15 protein-coding genes, 1 tRNA gene and 1 riboswitch are annotated in these 18,745 nt (G+C 40.8%); of the genes, 6 read left to right on the forward strand and 10 right to left on the reverse strand.

Annotated elements, in window-relative coordinates; translation table 11 throughout:
• Positions 1–294 precede the first annotated feature (294 nt).
• A riboswitch (yybP-ykoY riboswitch) is annotated at positions 295–441 on the forward strand.
• A 60-nt stretch (positions 442–501) separates the two neighbouring features.
• Positions 502–1,503, forward strand: coding sequence for a sodium:calcium antiporter (locus ABDV70_RS09780; RefSeq protein WP_343597411.1), 1,002 nt, complete (start codon positions 502–504; stop codon positions 1,501–1,503).
• A gap of 212 nt (positions 1,504–1,715) precedes the next feature.
• On the opposite strand, the gene ABDV70_RS09785 is transcribed toward ABDV70_RS09780, so the two are convergent.
• Genes ABDV70_RS09785 through ABDV70_RS09795 form a run of 3 tightly spaced genes read right to left on the reverse strand, consistent with a single transcriptional unit; the run spans position 1,716 to position 3,711 of the window.
• Entirely contained in the window at positions 1,716–2,105 is a 390-nt protein-coding gene (locus ABDV70_RS09785) for a hypothetical protein (RefSeq protein ID WP_343597413.1), read from the reverse strand.
• Positions 2,106–2,139: 34 nt separating this feature from the next.
• Positions 2,140–2,751, reverse strand: a complete 612-nt coding sequence (locus ABDV70_RS09790; RefSeq protein ID WP_343597414.1) for a DUF1294 domain-containing protein — start codon at positions 2,749–2,751, stop codon at positions 2,140–2,142.
• A gap of 3 nt (positions 2,752–2,754) precedes the next feature.
• The gene (locus ABDV70_RS09795) at positions 2,755–3,711 is read right to left on the reverse strand and encodes a homoserine kinase (protein WP_343597415.1); all 957 of its coding nucleotides are present in this window, start codon (positions 3,709–3,711) and stop codon (positions 2,755–2,757) included.
• 106 nt (positions 3,712–3,817) lie between these two features.
• Between ABDV70_RS09795 and hisF the strand changes: the two genes are divergently transcribed.
• The 4 genes from hisF (at position 3,818) to ABDV70_RS09815 (ending at position 6,730) form a co-directional block, all read left to right on the forward strand.
• A complete protein-coding gene (gene hisF, locus ABDV70_RS09800) occupies positions 3,818–4,579 on the forward strand; it encodes an imidazole glycerol phosphate synthase subunit HisF (protein ID WP_343597511.1) in 762 nt (253 codons plus the stop codon).
• 145 nt (positions 4,580–4,724) lie between these two features.
• Positions 4,725–5,501 carry an outer membrane beta-barrel protein gene (locus tag ABDV70_RS09805; RefSeq protein WP_343597417.1) on the forward strand — a complete coding sequence of 259 codons (777 nt, stop codon included), beginning with the start codon at positions 4,725–4,727 and terminating at the stop codon, positions 5,499–5,501.
• Between the two features lie 104 nt (positions 5,502–5,605).
• A tRNA-Thr gene (locus ABDV70_RS09810) sits at positions 5,606–5,681 on the forward strand.
• A gap of 134 nt (positions 5,682–5,815) precedes the next feature.
• Positions 5,816–6,730, forward strand: coding sequence for an EamA family transporter (locus ABDV70_RS09815; protein WP_343597418.1), 915 nt, complete (start codon positions 5,816–5,818; stop codon positions 6,728–6,730).
• A 3-nt stretch (positions 6,731–6,733) separates the two neighbouring features.
• Here ABDV70_RS09815 and ABDV70_RS09820 read toward each other — a convergent pair whose 3' ends face one another.
• The 6 genes from ABDV70_RS09820 to ABDV70_RS09845 form a co-directional block, all read right to left on the reverse strand.
• A complete protein-coding gene (locus ABDV70_RS09820; protein ID WP_343597419.1) occupies positions 6,734–7,558 on the reverse strand; it encodes a methyltransferase domain-containing protein in 825 nt (274 codons plus the stop codon).
• Between the two features lie 12 nt (positions 7,559–7,570).
• A complete protein-coding gene (locus ABDV70_RS09825) occupies positions 7,571–8,869 on the reverse strand; it encodes an FAD-dependent oxidoreductase (protein WP_343597513.1) in 1,299 nt (432 codons plus the stop codon).
• Positions 8,870–8,996: 127 nt separating this feature from the next.
• The gene (locus tag ABDV70_RS09830; protein ID WP_343597420.1) at positions 8,997–10,409 is read right to left on the reverse strand and encodes a methylenetetrahydrofolate reductase C-terminal domain-containing protein; all 1,413 of its coding nucleotides are present in this window, start codon (positions 10,407–10,409) and stop codon (positions 8,997–8,999) included.
• A gap of 127 nt (positions 10,410–10,536) precedes the next feature.
• Entirely contained in the window at positions 10,537–11,679 is a 1,143-nt protein-coding gene (locus ABDV70_RS09835; RefSeq protein ID WP_343597421.1) for a 5-methyltetrahydropteroyltriglutamate--homocysteine S-methyltransferase, read from the reverse strand.
• A gap of 205 nt (positions 11,680–11,884) precedes the next feature.
• The gene (locus ABDV70_RS09840) at positions 11,885–12,823 is read right to left on the reverse strand and encodes a response regulator transcription factor (protein WP_343597422.1); all 939 of its coding nucleotides are present in this window, start codon (positions 12,821–12,823) and stop codon (positions 11,885–11,887) included.
• Positions 12,820–16,272: an ATP-binding protein gene (locus ABDV70_RS09845; RefSeq protein WP_343597423.1), complete on the reverse strand. Its 3,453-nt coding sequence runs from the start codon at positions 16,270–16,272 to the stop codon at positions 12,820–12,822. Before ABDV70_RS09845 ends, ABDV70_RS09840 begins: the two co-directional genes overlap by 4 nt.
• A 293-nt stretch (positions 16,273–16,565) precedes the next feature.
• Between ABDV70_RS09845 and ABDV70_RS09850 the strand changes: the two genes are divergently transcribed.
• The gene (locus ABDV70_RS09850) at positions 16,566–18,182 is read left to right on the forward strand and encodes an allantoin permease (protein ID WP_343597424.1); all 1,617 of its coding nucleotides are present in this window, start codon (positions 16,566–16,568) and stop codon (positions 18,180–18,182) included.
• Between the two features lie 65 nt (positions 18,183–18,247).
• Here the strand turns inward: ABDV70_RS09850 and ABDV70_RS09855 are convergent, their stop codons facing one another.
• Complete coding sequence (locus ABDV70_RS09855; protein WP_343597425.1) at positions 18,248–18,700, reverse strand: Cd(II)/Pb(II)-responsive transcriptional regulator; 453 nt, start codon at positions 18,698–18,700, stop codon at positions 18,248–18,250.
• Positions 18,701–18,745: the final 45 nt, after the last annotated feature.

Genomic DNA, 18,745 nt, shown 5'->3' on the forward strand with positions numbered 1-18,745 from the left:
AATACTAAATTATTAAAAAAGTAAATTTATTTTTATTAAAATGTAAGTTTATTTAACCAAAATCATGGATAAGTAGTAGATTTTAAAAAGACAAAAACTAGAACCATTCGTTGAATTACTACATAAAACTCATAACTCTAGTCCTTATGTTCAATAACACTGAATGATTATGTGTAGAAATACATTAGATCTAGTGAATGAAGAAAGCTTTAAAAGATTCTATCGATTTTAGAGTTCCTGATCATTTTGTCGGATCATCTCTGTAGCGTTGTGATGAAATCACTGGTAAAATCTCCAGCATTGTCATTAGGGAGTAGCCATTCCTAGTACCCAACTAGGAAGACCACGTCAACAAACTTGAGATAAGTATCTCATGGCGTGTTCAGCCACTGTATATACAGTATGAGCTAGGCGAGACTTTTGGCCGCAACATACCTTGCTAGTCGGGCGAGGGTCGTTGTCGTGCCAATGGTTTCTTATTCGCCCGGCTGGAACTATTATATGCTCCTTACTTTTATCTTATTCTTTCTGTCCGCTGCGGCAATTTACCTAGCCTGTGAATATTTCGTCAATGGAATTGAATGGTTTGGTAAGCGTCTTAATCTTGGTGCAACCGCAGTAGGCTCAGTACTCGCAGCTTTTGGTACAGCGCTACCTGAAAGTGCGGTCACCTTCATGGCCGTCGTATTTGGTAATACCCCTGAACAAAAAGACCTTGGTGTCGGAGCCGCAATGGGTGGTCCACTGGTTCTGGCTACCTTGGGTTACGCTGTAGTAGGTCTGGTATTAATCCTTCATCGTAAAAAGTTGGCTCGAGCTTCACATCAGGTACAAGTTGATTACACCCGTTTAAGTCGAGACCAAGTCTCTTTCCTTGCCATTTTTGTATTAAAAGTAGCACTTGGTTTAGTCGCGTTTGCCATCAAACCTTTGTTAGGCGTTCTATTTTTAGCGGCTTATGCAGCCTATGTTTGGCGTGAAATTAAAGAGGCTGACACATCTTCCGATGAAGAAGAGCTTGAACCTCTCAAGCTTCGTCCAAATACAGCAGAACCATCAATGGGATGGGCTGGTTTACAAGTCCTGCTGGCTTTAGTTGTGATTAGCATCGCGTCACATACTTTCGTTGCTCAGCTTGAAGCGATTGGTACAACACTAAACTGGCCCCCTCACATCGTTGCTTTGTTACTTAGTCCTGTAGCCACCGAGTTACCTGAGATTATGAATGCGCTGATTTGGGTGCGCCAAGGTAAAGAGCGTTTAGCTTTAGCTAACATTTCTGGTGCCATGATGATTCAGGCCACCATACCGAGTGCATTGGGTATATTCTTCACTCCATGGCGTTTTGATACGTTGCTATTAGCATCAGGTATTATCACTGCACTGGCGATTGTATTTCTATGGAGTTTATTCCGCCGCGGTGCGGTCAATGATCGCTCATTAGTTGCAGTAAGTGGCCTGTATGGTGTTTTTGCAATTCTCGTCGTGATGTATCTCAGATAAGCATTGATACGCTGGATAATGTCCAGCATGATCCAGCCATTTTTTTGACGATATGAATGCACAGGTAATCTTAAGTTACTTTTGTTCATGTTTCCCCTATTGGTGCAAATATTTCTTGTACGACCCTGATATGCACCATTTTTAAGCCTTATTTTTGTCACAAAAAAAGTGGGGTAATCCAGCCCCACCTTTCATTCATGTAAAAATTTAATTTATACGACTGGCTGGTTTTCGTTTAATGCCAACAGCCCTTTTATTGCTCGGTAAATAATCCAGACCCAAGAAATAAACATTACTGCAAGCCAAAAAATAAAGGCAAGTAATGCAACGCCAGCAAATAGATTTACGTCATCACCTGTAAAGAATAAAAAGCCAAAAGGCAACACGCCGATAATATTCCACGCGATGTACCACCAGACACTGCTGATCTGCCAATTGAAATGGCTTTCAAAAATAGTATCTTGCACTGAATCTTTTTTTAAATAGTTAATGACTAATGCAATAACCGCCAAAATTCCTGCTGAAAAAATGGCAGCAATGTACAAGATATATAATACGAAGGTTAAGGTTTTGTCGGACTGGAACTGATCGTCATCTCTCATTGTTATCCCTTTATTTTAACACATTCAATTTATCTTAATTAAAAATAGACCACAATGTAAGCCCTATGTTTAGGATTATGGTACAGATATAAATCTGCTTAAATGGTTGTTTTTGTGTTTTATGTCGTAGTTGTTGTTGTGCGAACCAAGCACTCGGCCAACCACCAAGTAAAGAGAATAGATGTAAACTTTGTTCCTGAACTCGCCATTGGTTTTGCTGCGCCGCTTTTTTGTCTTTCAGATACAACACATAGGTCAAGGCATTGATCACTAAAAATAAAGCCAAATAGAAATCAGGAATTTTACCTGACAGGCAACTTCCGACCAACAATAAAACATACAGGACAATCAAAATAGGCATAACATCCATTTTGATTGAGCTATGTGATGATGGTTTTATATTCTTTGAACGATTTGAATGTGCGGTTTGGTGTGCTTTTAAATACACCACTTGTGTTGCACGAAACCGCCCTTTTCCATCAACAATCACCAAATAATCCAAAGCACAGCCCACGATAGGACGTGGACCACGCTGTGCAAAATCTTTGATATGTAGAAAAACTCGCTCTTTTTGCTGATCGTTGGGTTGGATAAAGCCATACCCTTGTTCATCAAACCATTCGATCAGCCGCCCTTGATCTCGCATGGGTTACCCAAGCTGAGCCACGTTTTGCAAACGATTAACCAGCATCGCCCGCATTTCCGCAGGATTTTTCAAAAAGACATTTTCGCCACCACGCCCACCTAAACGATTTAGACGTGCAACATTTAAACGCAAGAACCAGAAACGACATGCCGCCATCGCAAGATAAACTTGGAAACATGCTTGTTCATCTGCGGTTAACGCACGAACCTGCTGATAGGCGGTTAAATACGCCTCGACACGGGTCTGATCTAAAGTGACATCTGGATATTCGGTACAAAAATCGTTGATGGTAATCGCAATATCAAACAGTAATTCATCAAAGTTTAATTCAAAGAAGTCTAAGATACCTGTTAGGGTATTACCTTGATATAAGGTGTTATCTCGGAATAAATCAGAATGAATCCAACCTTGTGGGCGGTCTGGGTGCTGCTGACGGTAAGCATCAAAAATCGCATAAACTTGTGCTTTTAAAGCCGCATCATCTTCATTCATTTCTGCTTGTAACAGATTTCCGATGTCTGTCCAATACACATAACCGCGGCTACTTTCACGTATCAGTGGAAACGTTGCCAAGGCAACATGCAGCTTTGCTTGTGCCTGAGCAATCGCCTTCACCTGTTCTACTGTTGTCACGTCTGGATGCTCGCCCCAAACACGTGGCGCAATCTGGGCAGGTTTCCCAACTAAATAATGGATAGCTTTACCACTATGCGTTAACGGTGCGGCAACAGGTACGCCAACTTCTACCAGACGTTGCAATGCAGGCACAATTTCTCCCGCACTTTGTTCGGTTTCATTTTCAAATACCGTAAGAACATACTGTTGTTGGTCTGCACAAATGATAAAATAGTTGGTATTCTGAATCCCGCCTTGAATTGGAACCAGCTCCACGACTTCCAAGCCATAAGCTGCAGCGAATGGCTGTACTTCATCTAAATTTAAAGGCGTATAAACAGACATAGAAAACCTGCGTGAAACAAAATAAGTTTGATAGAATACAGTAAGTTGATCAAATTTAAAGCCCTTCATGGGAAGTTTCTTTATATAAAACCACCGATCGGATGCCATTATGCTTGCAAAACGAATCATTCCTTGCCTAGATGTCGATAATGGACGCGTTGTAAAGGGCGTACAATTCCTTGATATTCGTGATGCTGGTGACCCTGTAGAAGTTGCTCGTCGTTACAACGAGCAAGGTGCAGATGAAATCACCTTTTTAGACATTACCGCAACGCATCATGGTCGTGATACAACTTATCGTACCGTTGAACGCATGGCTGAAAGTGTTTTTGTACCTTTAACTGTAGGTGGTGGTGTACGCAAAGTCGAAGACATTCGACTCCTGCTCAATGCAGGTGCAGATAAAGTCAGTATCAATTCTGCTGCGGTGTTTAATCCCGAATTTGTCCAAGAAGCCTCCCAGCGCTTTGGTGCGCAATGTATCGTTGTTGCCATTGATGCCAAGAAAACGGGCGACAACAAATGGGAAATATTTACACATGGTGGTCGCAAACCAACAGGAATTGATGCCATTGAATGGGCGATAAAAATGGCAGACTTTGGTGCAGGCGAACTCCTCATTACCAGTATGGATGCCGATGGAACCAAAGCAGGCTATGACTTAGCTTTAATGCGTGCCATTAACGACCGTGTGACCATTCCAACAATTGCCTCAGGTGGGGTTGGTAATTTACAGCATTTGGCAGATGGTATTTTAAAAGGTAAAGCAGATGCGGTTCTAGCAGCCAGCATTTTTCACTTTGGTCAACATACGATTCCTGAAGCAAAACAATTCTTAGCCAAGCAAGGCATTGAAATGCGTCTTTAAAGGTTTACAGATTCTTAATGAAAAGATGGCGCAATGCCATCTTTTTTATTTTTAACCAATAATGAAATAAAAATTGATTATTTGTATATTTTTTGTAAAATACGCTTCTATTAAATTTCTTATAAACAAACCATGAAAGGTTAAAATGAAAAAACAACTACTTACAGCCGTTCTACTCTCTTGTTCGGGGATCAGTTTCTCTAGCCATGCAACAACACTTGCACAGTCCGCTTATGTCTCTGCCAAACTAGGTGCAAGTTCTATTGGTAGCTATTCAAGTAAAGCTGACTTTACCTATACACCTGCATCAACATCATCTACTACTTCAGATTCAGAAAGTGTAAAACTGAGTAAAGACCATCAAACAGCCTTTACTGGAAACATTGCATACGGTGTTAATTTTTTACCTGCATACAATGTTCCAATCCGCCTAGAATTTGAATATGCATATCATGATAAAGTGAATCTGAATTCAACAGTTACAGGTGCCCCTGCACTGACGATTAGCGGTATAAATATCACAGAAATGAAAAATAAGAATAATGTCACTAGCCAAACATTTATGTTGAATGGTTATTACGACTTTATCAATCATTCTAAATTTACGCCTTATCTCTCTGTTGGTTTAGGGTCTGCATATACCAAATTTGAAACTGCTGCTGAAATAGCAAGTAGTTCCACAACCATTGAAAATAATAATGCCTCAGATAAAAGCTCTCATTTTGCCTGGGCTGTAGGTGCAGGTGTATCGTATGCAATTAACCCTAATTTAAGTCTAGACTTAAGCTATCGCTATCTGAATATGGGGGAATCTAAAAATACCCTCCACTACCGCAATAGCCAATTTGATACAATAAATGTTGAAAATAGAATCAAAGTGGATGCACAAGACCTCACTTTTGGTCTTCGTTACTCATTCTAAGTACTGAAAATAAAAAGAGGTTTTTTAAAAGCCTCTTTTTATATCCAAGTGGCTATTTTTTCGCTTGAACTTTTTCAAGATTGCTGTAGAATTCACGCCACGTTGCCGACATAGCTCAGTTGGTAGAGCAACTGACTTGTAATCAGTAGGTCCTCAGTTCGAATCCGAGTGTCGGCACCATAAAATTTGAAAAAGCCTCTAATTTTTTAATTTAGGGGCTTTTTTACGTCCATTTATTCTTGCGGTTTTTTCAATCTTTTGCCTACAATGATCTTAATTTTTATGCATTCGCATTTATTTAAGGAAGAATAAGGATGGCGGTCAAAGATATATTCCTCGCAGCGCTCATTATTATGGCGTGGGGATTTAATTTTGTCGTCATCAAATTCGGTGTCGAAGATATTCCTCCTTTATTTTTGGCGTGTTTGCGCTTTGTTGCGGTGGCCTTTCCTGCAATTTTCTTTATCCGACGTCCACATGTGCCATTTAAACTCATTTGTCTATATGGCATGAGTTTGTGTTTCGGGCAATTCGCACTGTTATTTCTATCTATTCATCTGGGAATGCCTGCGGGTCTGGCATCACTTATTTTACAGGCACAAGCCTTTTTTACCCTGATACTTGGTGCAATATTTCTTTCTGAAAAAATTCAGCTACATCATTTTTTAGGCATTTTGGTTGCTGCCTGTGGTATTTTCATTTTAGCCGATGCAAAAGCAGCAAATGCCGCCCAAACCAGTGTGCCACTTGTGCCATTGCTGCTGCTTTTGGCGGCTGCATTTTCATGGGCGATTGGTAATATCAGCAATAAAATCATTTTAAAAAATTACCAAGTGGAAACTTTGTCCTTAGTGGCTTGGAGTGCCCTCATCCCCATTTTGCCTTTTTTTATTTGTTCATGGTTATTTGAAGGCAAGACAGCAATTACACAGAGTTTGCTCCATTTTCAGCTTAGAGATTTTCTGGTGGTATTCTATCTTGCAGGCGTTGCATCACTGATTGGTTATGGCCTTTGGGGATATTTGCTGAATAAATATGAAACATGGAAAGTTGCGCCACTGACCCTACTTGTACCTGTTGTGGGTATTTTAACGGCCTCTAGCGTTTTAGGTGAACATCTCTCCCCCCAACAATTTATGGGCGCTTTCGTCATTATTTTAGGTTTATGTATCAATGTTTTTGGTATGAAAATCATCCAATGGCTTAAACCCAAATCCCATTCATTTTAAGTATTATCGCTGTGCCGTGATTTGAACGTAATCAATCAAACCCTCCTGTGCTAATCGCTGGCATAGCTTTGCTGTCATTCGAATTTTAAAGCCATCAATCCCCTGCAACGTGTCTTTTGCCAGATACCGATCAACATAATTTGCAAAACCAACCAATACAGGCTGGCTCAGGTTTTCAATCTGAACCTGATGAAAGCCTGCTTGCGTCATCATGTCCATTAAGCTTTGCCGATCCAGAAGTTGATCCAGTGCGACATCGGCACATTTGAGTAAATAACGATATTGGATTTTTTGCCATGCTGATGCAGTTTTCCATGCTTCATTGAGCATCAAATAATGAAAACCAATTCGTCCATTTATTGCTAAAAGTGGCTGAACCACGTTTAAAAAATCAGCGAGTGAATGATGATAAAGTGCATCAATGCATAATACGGTGTCGAATGGCGCACTCAGTTGTTGAGGCTGTAATGCTAAAAAAGAACCTTGATGAATCTGTTTTAATGCTGGAAGTGATTGTTTTTTAATTTTTTCTACACAGGCAGTTTGTAATTCTACGGCTGCTAAATTTGCAACGTGAAAATGGTCTTGCCAAAGTTGAAGGCTCGCCCCTTGTCCACAGCCTAGATCAAGCAGTTTATCTTGTGCTGTCAGCTTGACCGATGTTGCCAAATATTTCGCTAGGTTTTCACAGGCTTGGGGATAACTTGTGGTATTTATCCACAATCCCAAATTATTCCATGCCAAAGTGGAATAATCCCCCAACAATGCGGCATTAATGGCGTATTTATGTTGAGGGATTTTTTTGAATAAATGCCGTTTAGAGGTCATTTATGTCATGTCTTAATAGCCAAGCTCAGGTGCAACTTCCACTTTTGGTTTTAAACCGACAAAAGGTAAAGGTGCGCCTAAATTCTTGGCAATTTGCATAGCAGACGTCACCGCAGATTCCAAAATTGGTAATCCATCGCATGACCATGAACCACAGAAATAAACTTTACGTCCTGGCACTTTCTGACGGCGTAGAAGTTCCTGATTCACTTCGACTGTTTGTGCATTAACCACGGCACGGCTGAGTTTCACAGTAGAAATAACTTTTTTCGGGTCAATTGGTGTCACAGGACGCCATGTCTGGAATACTGGATTTTTACCCACTAAACTTGGCTCAATCGCATTCATCCACACCGTAAATTGCTGACGGGTAAATTTACGATCCATCATATAGCTCAGTACTGACCAATCTTTACGCTTCGGTGGCATCACCGTTGGGTCAGTATGAATCACCAAGTCGCCTTCTTCAAAACGGAACTGGTTAAGCAGCGCCAAATCTTCAGCAAACTGTTCTTTATTGATAAAGTCTTCAATCTTATTGGTTGGTGTTGCCACAATCACCCGATCAAACAACTGTTTTGTTCCTGCTGCATTTTCCACAAGCACCTGTTCGCCTTGCAGTTCAACATTGGTTACAGCCGCACCACTATGCACGGTAATGTCTTCTATCAGTTTGCTGACAAAAGCAGGACTTCCCCCTTGTAAACGCAACAATTCAACGCCATTGGTCAGTTGGCTTAAAAACACTAAAAGTGGTTTTGCTGGCCATTCGCCAATGGTTTCTGGGTTGCAGGTACAAATGGTATAAAGCACAGGCATCACTGCGCCATTCCAGAACACTTCCTCAATTTCATTTTTATTAATAAATTCTGTGAGGGTGATATTTTGATGTTTTGATTTAAAAAAACGGTGAATTGCAGTTTTAAGTTGCAACATTCCTTTGACCAGACGTATACCGTATTGTTGTAAACCTTTACGGTTATTGATAATCGGGAAATTGCCAATTGGTGAGCGAGAGGTCGTCAGCCATGTTTCAGTCTTATCTTCAAATAACCAGCTACACGACATAAATGTCCGTACTGGGAAAGTTTTAATACCTAAATGCGTCGCTAAACTTAAGGTATTTTTCCAAAGATAAGGATTCATGACTCGCAATGGCGCATCGATCATACCACCATCAAATTCGATGGTATGGCTATCCATACCACGCCCAGACAATGCCTCAAAAACAGTAATTTGATGTCCTGCTTCTTTTAAGATTCTTGCAGCAGCAAGCCCAGCCATGCCACTACCAATGACTGCTATTTCCAATGTCTTATCCATTTTTTAGAACATAATTTTTTATTATGCGTGATCTGATCTGTAAACGCCTTATTAAAAACTACCATAATACGGTTGTTTTACATTCTTTTACAGACCACACATTTCGCCACTAAGTCTATGTTTTTACTGTAGGATTAAACCAGTTTATCCATGAACTATGTTGGCGTAACTGACGTGGGACAGCAGGAATCAATTCATCTTGTAAAACATGTTGTTCACCCACCGCTTCTGCCAGACGCAGTTTACGGCTATGAATACATTCACGATCTCCAAACTCGCAACGATCTTGACGCGTTCCACCACATGGGCCATTTGCTAAACCCTTCGGGCACGTTTCAGGGCAAATATAAAGTGTTTCCGCCAAACGACATTGACCACAACTTTCACACCCCACCAACGCATATTTACTGGCATGTTCAACCGCTAAAATTGACTTTTCCGCCCAGTTTTTTTGCCAAACGGCCTGACGGAACACAAAACCACCCAAACGCTGTGCCAAAGGATGGCTAAACAACCAAGTATGCATGGCAGACATCGTATGATATTTCATCACTGACGGTACATCTTCCTGCATTGGGATGCGCAATGTCGGCTGTAACTCTTTGCCCGTTTTAAGCGCATTTAACTCCTGCCAAGCCGCTAAACAGGTTTCCATATCCCACGTTAGAACACGATTTAGCGCCTGTTCTAATTTGGATTGATGACTGGGTTGCTGACACCCTGACAAATGAACGCCTGCAACCCCCAGCAACTGACACACCCGAATTTGCACTGCGGCACGTTGATACACACGCTGTTCAGCATGCTCTTTGTCCTGTTGCCATTCATCCTGCAGTAAATTTAGCAAATGCGGTGCGATTTCAATGCCCGCTACTTGCTGCTCCATCATAAACTTTGCACGGCGATACGTTAGCGGCATGACACAGGCAAAAAAAGCAGTTTTGGCGGAATTATCTTTTAAAAACTGTTGGAATTTAAATAACTTATCTAAGTCATACCCCAATTGGGTAATGATAAAATCTGCACCTGCTTTAAGTTTTTTTTGTAATTTATAATACTGTGCCTGTTCTTCGCTGTGCGTGTATTTAAATGGATTAAACGCCACACCAAACGACAAATCTGGAAAGTGCTGTTTGGCATACATCAGCGCACTGACGGATTCTAAATAACGTGTCCGTGTTTCAGGCTGTGTTTCACCAAATTGATGTTGTTTAAGTTTATCGCCACTGAGCAGTAAAATATCCTGAATCTGTTGTTGTTCAGCCTGCCGTAAAAAGTCATCTAAATCCTGAATATCCCGAGCCTTTCCTGAAAAATGCAGCAGCTTTGGTCTTTCTTTTGGAAAGGCCTGTGCTAAAGCTAGAGGTGATGGGTCATCATCGGCATGCACGCGGTCTGCACAGGCAATGACACACGGAAAACCCGCAAGCTGTGCTGTTGGTGTCACACTCGCTGTGGATGAAGATAAGATTTGCTCAAGCAGGATACAAAACTGAGATTGCTGAGTATATTCGGAAAGCTGAGACATATAAAATGCGCTGGCAAACGACTGGACATCGTACAAAAGCGCATTATATAGAAAAATCCTTTTTCGGGGGATATTTCTACCCCCATCTCCTTTAGCTATTTTTTGTTGGTTGAAATTAAAAACAGATTTACTGTCCCCAAACTTCAGCCACAATTTCATTAATCAATTCAAGCTTCTTCCACTGTGCATCATAAGCCACTTTGTTGCCTTCTTCGGTTGAAGAAAAACCACATTGCGGGCTAAGTGCCAGTTGCTGTAACGGTAAATATTGAGCGGCTTCACGAATACGTTGCACAATTTCCTGTTTGTCTTCAAGGGCTTCTACTTTTGAAGTAATCAAACCCAAAACCACTTCGGCATTGCGTCCTTTTAATTTCGCCAAAGGTGCAAAACCACCTGAACGCTCATTGTCATATTCCAGAAAATAACGATCAATATTGTCTAACTTCTGGAAAATATAATCTTCAATGCTGTCATAGCTACCATCATAAATCCAAGTCGAAACGAAGTTACCACGACAAATGTGCATGCCAATCACTAAGTCTTCGGGCTTGTCCTGCAACGCAATATTGAGGGTTTTGACACATGCTTCAGCTAAACTTTGGGTTGATACACCAAATTGTTTTTCTTCTTCAGCACGTTGCTGTGACACCAAAAATGCCCAATAGACATCATCGATTTGTAAGTAACGACACCCCGCTTCATAAAAGGCACGAATCGCTTTTTTATAGGCGTTTCCTAAGTCTTCTGCATAACCTTGTAAATCGTTGGCATAAATCTCATTGGCACAACGAATTTTACGCTGCATAAACATGTTGGGACTTGGGATGGTCATTTTTGCGGTGTAACGTGGATCATCCCCCACGGCTACTTTTAAAAATTTGAAATGTTCTAAATGTGGATGTGTTTCATCAAAATCAATTTTTCCAACAATACGGACTTGGTGAGGCTTGGTTTCAACACCATTAAATTTATACCCTTCTTGCTGGTCAAAGCCTTCAACGCCCACAAGGTTTTCCATAAAGTCAAAATGCCACCATGCACGGCGTAATTCACCATCGGTAATGGCATGAACCCCATGTTGTTTTTGTTGTTCAACCAGTTTTAAAATTTCTTCATTTTCAATTTGTGTGAGTTCAGCCCGATCAATCTTGCCTGCTGCACAATCCAGTCGTGCCTGTTTAATCCGTTGCGGGCGTAAAAAACTTCCGACATGATCCGCTTTAAAACCAGCATATTGTTGATGTGCTTGTGCTGTTGTATTGCTCATAAGATTTATCCAATTATCATTTTTGCTCTGGATATTATTAGATAGTATTTTTCATGTTTTGTCTAAAAACATTAATTTCACTCACAAAAACAACAAAGTATTGTTTTTCCTATTTTTTATTAAAATTTGTATAAATTAAACACGTAAAATTGAATGCTATTCAGCATGAAATGAAAATATATACGGATTTATTGCAGTTTAGCGCTTAGATATTTTGTACCAAACTATTAATGTAGGCCACCGCAGCCGTCCGATTTTCAACACATAATTTCTCAAAAATATGTTCTAAGTGTTTATTCACGGTACGTGGGCTGAGTTCCAAAATTTCTGCAATATCTTTATTGGTTTTTCCCAAAATCAGCCAGTGAGATACTTCTGCCTCACGCTGTGTCAGTTGTGGACAATATTTCAAGATATCCACAACGCTTGGTGCTGGATTTGATACTTTTATCTGTACCAGATAATTTTTGAAGCTGTTGTTTTGTGTCTGATAGGGCATCAATAATGTCAGTTGTAACTGTTTCTGTGGCGTAGAATAGATACAGCTCATACGTTTTCTGTCATCTTTATCTTGCTGAATCTCTAGAAACCATTGCTTTAAACCTGCCTCAAAACCTGTAGGTTCTAGCAGATATTGCGTTAAAAGTGCCTTGGCTTTTGGTGTTTGCCATGCAATTTTACCTTGTACATCCAGCGCTAAAATCGCCACATCAGTTGCATCAATCACTTGCTTTTGTTGTTGCAATAACTTGGCATGTGCCAGATGGGTTTTCACCCGCGCCAAGACTTCTTCAATATTTAAAGGCTTCGTAACATAGTCCACGCCCCCGACTTGAAAGCCTTTTACAATATGCTCTGTCTCTGAAAGACCCGTCATAAAAATAACAGGAATAAACTGGGTAATCGGACTGGCCTTCAACTGGGTACAACTTTCAAATCCATCCATGTGTGGCATATTGCCATCAAGCAAAATCATGTCGGGTAGGCAACGGTGTGCAATTTCTATTGCACTCACCCCATCGGTTGTGACCAATACCCGATACCCCGCCCGATCCAGACTTTCATGTAACAATCCTAAATTTTCAGGCACATCATCCACAATCAGAATGACCGCTTGTTCAGAAGTTGCAGACAAAGAACTCATTTTTTTCGCTGTTCCTGAAGTAAATTTTGTGCATGTTTCAAATCAAATTTTTGCACAGCAAATTCTATCTGCTGCCAAAAAGTTTGGTGTTCTGGGAAAGTCTGCCGATATTGTTGCAAAGCGTGCTGTATCCCTCGAATATAACCTTGCCCGATCAAATCATCTAAGGTTTGCAGTGCTTCAGTCAAGGTAACGAACGATATTTCAGATACAAGATGTGGAGCTTGCTCAATGTCCGTATGCTGATGTTCAGCAGAGGTTTCATGCTCAGTCATTGGTTGAGTCGGTATTTCAGCCTGATGATCTATCCAAGTTAAACCTAATTTATCCCCAATTTTACTCAGTAACAGATTCAGGTCGATTGGCTTTAACATAAAATCTTCGCTGAGTACCGCATCTTGCGGGTTAATTTCACGCTCGTTTGCATTGGCAGAGATAATTAAAATCGGCACATTGGTAATGTTATTTTGTCGTAACAGTCGGGCTGTTTCCCATCCACCCATCAACGGCATGTTCAGATCCATTAAAATCAGATCAGGTTGAAACACAGGCACTTGTCTTAAACAATCAATTCCAGACTCTGCTTCTTGAATCTGAAAACCCAAGGGTCGAAGAAAGTGAGCAATCAGCCCCCGATCAACCGCCTCATTATCAACCACTAAAATTCGTTTGCTTTGCCCAACATATCCAACAATCTGGTTAGCATGCACATTATGAATGGGATGCACTAATTCTTTTGAAGGTAAATACAGCTTAATTTTAAATTGTGAACCCTGATTTAACTGACTCGTGACGGTGAGCTGTCCACCCAATAAATCAACCAGTAGTTTCACAATTGGTAAGCCTAAACCTGTCCCGCTAAAACCACTTTGAATGACATTACTGCCCCGTTCAAAAGGATTAAAAATTCGTTCTAAATCTCCCTGCGCAATGCCACAACCTGTATCCAGAATTTCAAAATAAGCAGTCTGAAAACGATATTCAACTTTTAATGTAATCGTGCCATAGGTGGTAAATTTTAACGCATTGCCCAACAGATTAATTAATACCTGCTCTAAACGCTTTTTATCGCTGCGAACATAGCTCGGTAGATGATCACTAATCTCACAGATAAATTGCAGTTTCTTTTGTTCAAACTGGGGACGGAACATTTGAATGATTTGTTCAATAAAATGTGGAAAATGTATATCCACCATGTTTAAGGAAATTTTGCCCGTTTCAATCCGTGCCAGATCGAGTAATCCATCAATCAACGATGTCAGATATTGGCCACTTTGACTGATCACCCCCAATGCTTTTTGCCCCTGTTCGGAAAGCTGTTCTTGTTTTTGCAACAGTTGGCTATAGCCCAAAATACTGTTTAATGGTGTTCTGAGTTCATGGCTAATTCCAACCACATAGCGGCTTTTTGCTTCATTGGCTTTTTCAGCCTGAATTCGGGCATCTTGCAAGTGTTGTGAAGTCACTTCATGGGCATCAATTTCTTCTATTAATAATTGGGTTTGTTGTTGTGTTTCGATTTCCGCATTGCGGCGGCTTTCATCGTTTAACACGAGCCACCATGCAGCAACGCTTATCAACAAAAATAAGATGCTGTAAATTTTCAAAAATAAAGTCAAAAGCTGTGGTGTAACCACCACATTGACCGATTCAAGATAAGCTTTTTCTTGAAGATAAACCAGACTCAAACAAACCGCCAGAACTACAGATAAACTAAACGTAATCAATAAATATAAACTGATTCGCGTATTTAAACGCTGTGCCCACGAGGTCGGCAAATAACGTAAACTGAACGCTTTGAGCTGTGCTGACCAACGACCTTCTGGCTTGCATAAGTCATGACAACGTGCCTCGAGTGAACAGCATAATGAGCAAATCTGACCACTGTAAGCAGGGCAACCCGCCATGTCTGCCAACTCATATTCACGCTCACAGACCACACAGGTTGCTACGGCTGTATTCGCAATTTTTTCAGGCTGCCGTGCAATGTAATATTTACCCTTGGTCAAATAAGCAATGAGCGGAACGCATAGCATTGAACAGCCCAATGCGATAAAACTAGCTAAACCTTTTGCCCCAATGCCAAAAAAACCCAAATAACTCAAGATTGAAATAACAGAGGCAATACACAGTGCCCCGACACCTACTGGGTTAATGTCGTATAAATACGCACGGCGAAATTCAATCCCTTTGGGACTTAAACCGAGTGGTTTACAAATGATTAGGTCAGCAACCACAGCCCCAATCCACGCCAAAGCAATATTGCTATAGAGCCCTAAAATTCGTTCAACCGCATGGCTAATCCCCATTTCCATAAGCAAAACGGCAATCAATACATTAAAAATAAGCCAGACAATGCGCCCAGGATGGCTATGCGTTAACCGTGCAAAAAAGTTCGACCATGCTAAGGAACCCGCATACGCATTGGTGACATTGATTTTAATTTGCGCCAAACAAACCAATAAAACGGTCAACAGCAAGGCGATTTGTGGTGAAGAAATGAATTGCTGATACGTGATCCAATACAAATAGGTCGGATTATCAAGCTGTGCCACAGGAATTGCATATTGTAGTGCCAGCACCACCAACATCATCCCCATGAAGATTTTTAAAAAACCAAAAATTCCCCATGCTGGCCCACCCAAAAATACAGCTAAACGCCATTGTCCTTGTTTATGTTTAATTTTTGGCAAAAACCGAAGATAATCCGCCTGCTCTCCAATTTGGGTAATAAAAGCAAAAAGTAACGTACAAGATGCCCCAAAATAGACAATATTGAACTGATTATTCCCCGACTGAACGCCATTAAATTGCTGTATTTTTAAGAAAATTTCAGGGTGTTTCCAAACAAGATACAACCACGGAAAAAATAACAGGACTAAAAAAATCGGCTGTGTCCATGCTTGAACTTTGTTAATAAAACCAATGCCTTTAATGACCAGAGGTAGAATAATTAATGCAGAGAGCAAATAACTTACAGCGATTGGTAGATCAAATGCCAACGTAAGTGCCTTTGCCATAATTGAGGCTTCAAAGGCAAATAAAATAAAGGTAAAACTGGCATAAATCAGAGAGGTAATTGTTGAACCTAAATAACCAAACCCAGCCCCACGGGTCAGTAAATCAATATCAACATTATATTTTGCAGCATAGTAACTAATGGGCCATCCTGTTAAAAAAATCAGAAAAGTGACCACCAGCAAAGCCGCAATTGCATTGTGAAAACCATATTGCCACAACATCATTGCGCCAATGGCTTCCATGGCCATAAAGCTGACTGTCGAAAATGCAGTATTGGTAATAGTTTTCAACCGCCAACGGCGCACAGATTCGGGCGCATAACGCAGCGCATAATCTTCGATACTTTCGTTAGCGACCCACGTGTTGTAATCCCGCCTTGAACGAATCACACGTTGTGGCGCAATTTTCGGTTTAGGTTGTTCAATCATGGGGCTTGGTCACAGATAGGCTGCTGACTATGCAGAGGGTCTCATCATCATACAGTATTCATCCAAAACCTTGCTTCATCTGTTTTATACCACTCGGCATAAAATGCCATATTTTATCTTTTTCGCTCTTTTTATTTGTTTTATTTAATTTTAACAATATGATTTTAAATATCTTTTTTAGAGAATAGTTTGATATACGCAAAATAACGTATTTCTAATTTTTCACTTGCCCAACACACTGACTTTATTCGTTAAAACGCCAATCATTAAAATCATTTTGGAGGGTCGATGTTATGAGCGTATCAGAACATCCAAATGTCGGACTCACAGACGAGCGTAGTTCACGCAAAGCCGTAGATGAAACATTAGAAGATTATACATTACGTTATGCACCTCATAGTTTCCGTCGCTGGAGTCCAAAAGTTGTTGCCATTACTGCCTTAGGGGGCATTGCTTATTTGGCAGACTTTTCAATTGGTGCCAGTATCGGCATGTCTTATGGGACAACCAATGCGATTTTTTCGATTTTGTTTGCAGCAATTATTATTTTCCTAACAGGTATTCCACTAGCCTATTACGCTGCACGTTATAACATCGACCTTGATTTAATTACCCGTGGGGCTGGATTTGGTTATTTCGGTTCGGTACTCACCAGTATTATTTTTGCCAGTTTCACCTTTATTTTCTTTGCGCTTGAAGGTTCCATCATGGCGCAAGGTTTATTACTGGGTTTAGGCATTCCACTTTGGGCAGGTTATCTGGTCTCAACCATTATGGTGATTCCACTGGTGATCTATGGCATGAAAGCCTTGAGTAAACTTCAAGTTTGGACAACCCCAATTTGGCTTATTTTAATGGTTGGGCCTGTCGCCTACCTCATTCATAAAGAACCGAATTTGGTCAGTCAGTTTGCAGCATTTTCGGGCAAAGAAGGTTATGCAACTGTCGATATGGCGGCAATTATGCTTGGCGCTGGGGTTTGTTTATCACTGATCATGCAAATTGGCGAACAAATTGATTACCTGCGTTTTATGCCTGCAAAAACCAAAGAAAACAGTAAATCTTGGTGGGCAGCTGTGATTTCAGCAGGACCAGGCTGGGTGGTATTAGGCGCAATCAAACAAATTATTGGTGCATTCCTTGGTTTTTATTTACTTACCAAAGTTCCGGGTGTAAATAGCACTGAACCAGTTCAACAATTCAATGCCGCTTTTCACGACATGATTCCGGGTTGGGCAGCACTGGCACTTGCCGTGATTTTGGTGGTGATTTCACAAATCAAAATTAATGTGACCAATGCTTACTCAGGTTCTTTGGCATGGACAAGTGCATACACACGTATCAGCAAACATTACCCTGGTCGTATTGTGTTTGTGATTGTCAACCTTGCCATTGCACTCGCACTTATGGAAGGCAACATGTTTGCTGTATTAGGTAAAATCTTGGGTTTCTACTCTAACTTTGCCATTGCATGGGTTGTGGTAGTTGCAACCGATATTGCCATTAACAAATACGTCCTCAAGTTATCGCCAAAAGAACCTGAATATCGCCGTGACATGCTCTACAACATTAACCCTGTCGGTATGGTGTCATTCCTTGTTGCAGCAGGCTTATCTATCGCAGCATTCTTTGGATTACTCGGAAGTTTCTTGGCGGCATACTCACCTTTAATTGCACTGATTGTTGCTTTTGTTCTCACACCAATCATGGGGCTTGTCACCAAAGGCAAATACTACATCAAGTCAGCAAATGACGGCATCAATGAACCTCGTTACGATGTGGAAGGTACACCTGTCGCAACCATTTACCAATGTGTGGTCTGTGACCAAGACTATGAACGCCCAGACATCATGTTCTCCCATAAACATGACGGTGCGATCTGCTCACTCTGTAAAACGATGGATCAATAATCCCAGATAATAATTAAAAAAGCCGTTCCTTGTACTCAGCGATGTTCCCCACAACATCGCTTTTTTTAATGCTTATGCCCACAAATTTGTGAGGAATGAATAATATCCCGATGCTCGGCATGTTGTTCTGACTTATCCAGTTCCCGCAAAATACCGCAACATTCGGTATTGGTCACGCCCTGACATTGTTCCCGAAGTACATTCAATTCTTGCTCAAGTACCTGCAATTCAAGAATTCTTTTTTGAACATGCTGAATATGCCCTTCGACCAGTTCATTCACAATCTGGCAGTTTCGGTTTTCTGCCCGTGCTGAAAGTAACAGACGGATTTCCTCATGCGTCATTCCTAAAGAGCGACAACGGCAAATAAAATGCAGACGTTCAAGATGACCTGCATCATATTGCCGATAGTTGTTTTGGCTATTTCTTAAAGGCTTATGCAACAAACCTTCCTGTTCATAATAACGAATCGTTTCGACAGAACAGCCAACTTGTTTTGCGAGTTCACCTATTTTCATTTTACCACTTGAGTCTATAGTTACTTTAGGGTGTTAAATAGTAGT

It is taken from the genome of Acinetobacter sp. (assembly GCF_039596015.1).
Taxonomy (GTDB): Bacteria; Pseudomonadota; Gammaproteobacteria; order Pseudomonadales; family Moraxellaceae; genus Acinetobacter.

What these genes read in the sequence shown, in the direction of transcription:
- ABDV70_RS09780 (WP_343597411.1), top strand. Translation starts at nt 502, where the DNA reads ATGCTCCTTACTTTTATCTTATTCTTTCTGTCCGCTGCGGCAATTTAC.
- ABDV70_RS09785 (WP_343597413.1), bottom strand. Translation starts at nt 2,105, where the DNA reads ATGAGAGATGACGATCAGTTCCAGTCCGACAAAACCTTAACCTTCGTA.
- ABDV70_RS09790 (WP_343597414.1), bottom strand. Translation starts at nt 2,751, where the DNA reads ATGCGAGATCAAGGGCGGCTGATCGAATGGTTTGATGAACAAGGGTAT.
- ABDV70_RS09795 (WP_343597415.1), bottom strand. Translation starts at nt 3,711, where the DNA reads ATGTCTGTTTATACGCCTTTAAATTTAGATGAAGTACAGCCATTCGCT.
- ABDV70_RS09805 (WP_343597417.1), top strand. Translation starts at nt 4,725, where the DNA reads ATGAAAAAACAACTACTTACAGCCGTTCTACTCTCTTGTTCGGGGATC.
- ABDV70_RS09815 (WP_343597418.1), top strand. Translation starts at nt 5,816, where the DNA reads ATGGCGGTCAAAGATATATTCCTCGCAGCGCTCATTATTATGGCGTGG.
- ABDV70_RS09820 (WP_343597419.1), bottom strand. Translation starts at nt 7,558, where the DNA reads ATGACCTCTAAACGGCATTTATTCAAAAAAATCCCTCAACATAAATAC.
- ABDV70_RS09830 (WP_343597420.1), bottom strand. Translation starts at nt 10,409, where the DNA reads ATGTCTCAGCTTTCCGAATATACTCAGCAATCTCAGTTTTGTATCCTG.
- ABDV70_RS09835 (WP_343597421.1), bottom strand. Translation starts at nt 11,679, where the DNA reads ATGAGCAATACAACAGCACAAGCACATCAACAATATGCTGGTTTTAAA.
- ABDV70_RS09840 (WP_343597422.1), bottom strand. Translation starts at nt 12,823, where the DNA reads ATGAGTTCTTTGTCTGCAACTTCTGAACAAGCGGTCATTCTGATTGTG.
- ABDV70_RS09845 (WP_343597423.1), bottom strand. Translation starts at nt 16,272, where the DNA reads ATGATTGAACAACCTAAACCGAAAATTGCGCCACAACGTGTGATTCGT.
- ABDV70_RS09850 (WP_343597424.1), top strand. Translation starts at nt 16,566, where the DNA reads ATGAGCGTATCAGAACATCCAAATGTCGGACTCACAGACGAGCGTAGT.
- ABDV70_RS09855 (WP_343597425.1), bottom strand. Translation starts at nt 18,700, where the DNA reads ATGAAAATAGGTGAACTCGCAAAACAAGTTGGCTGTTCTGTCGAAACG.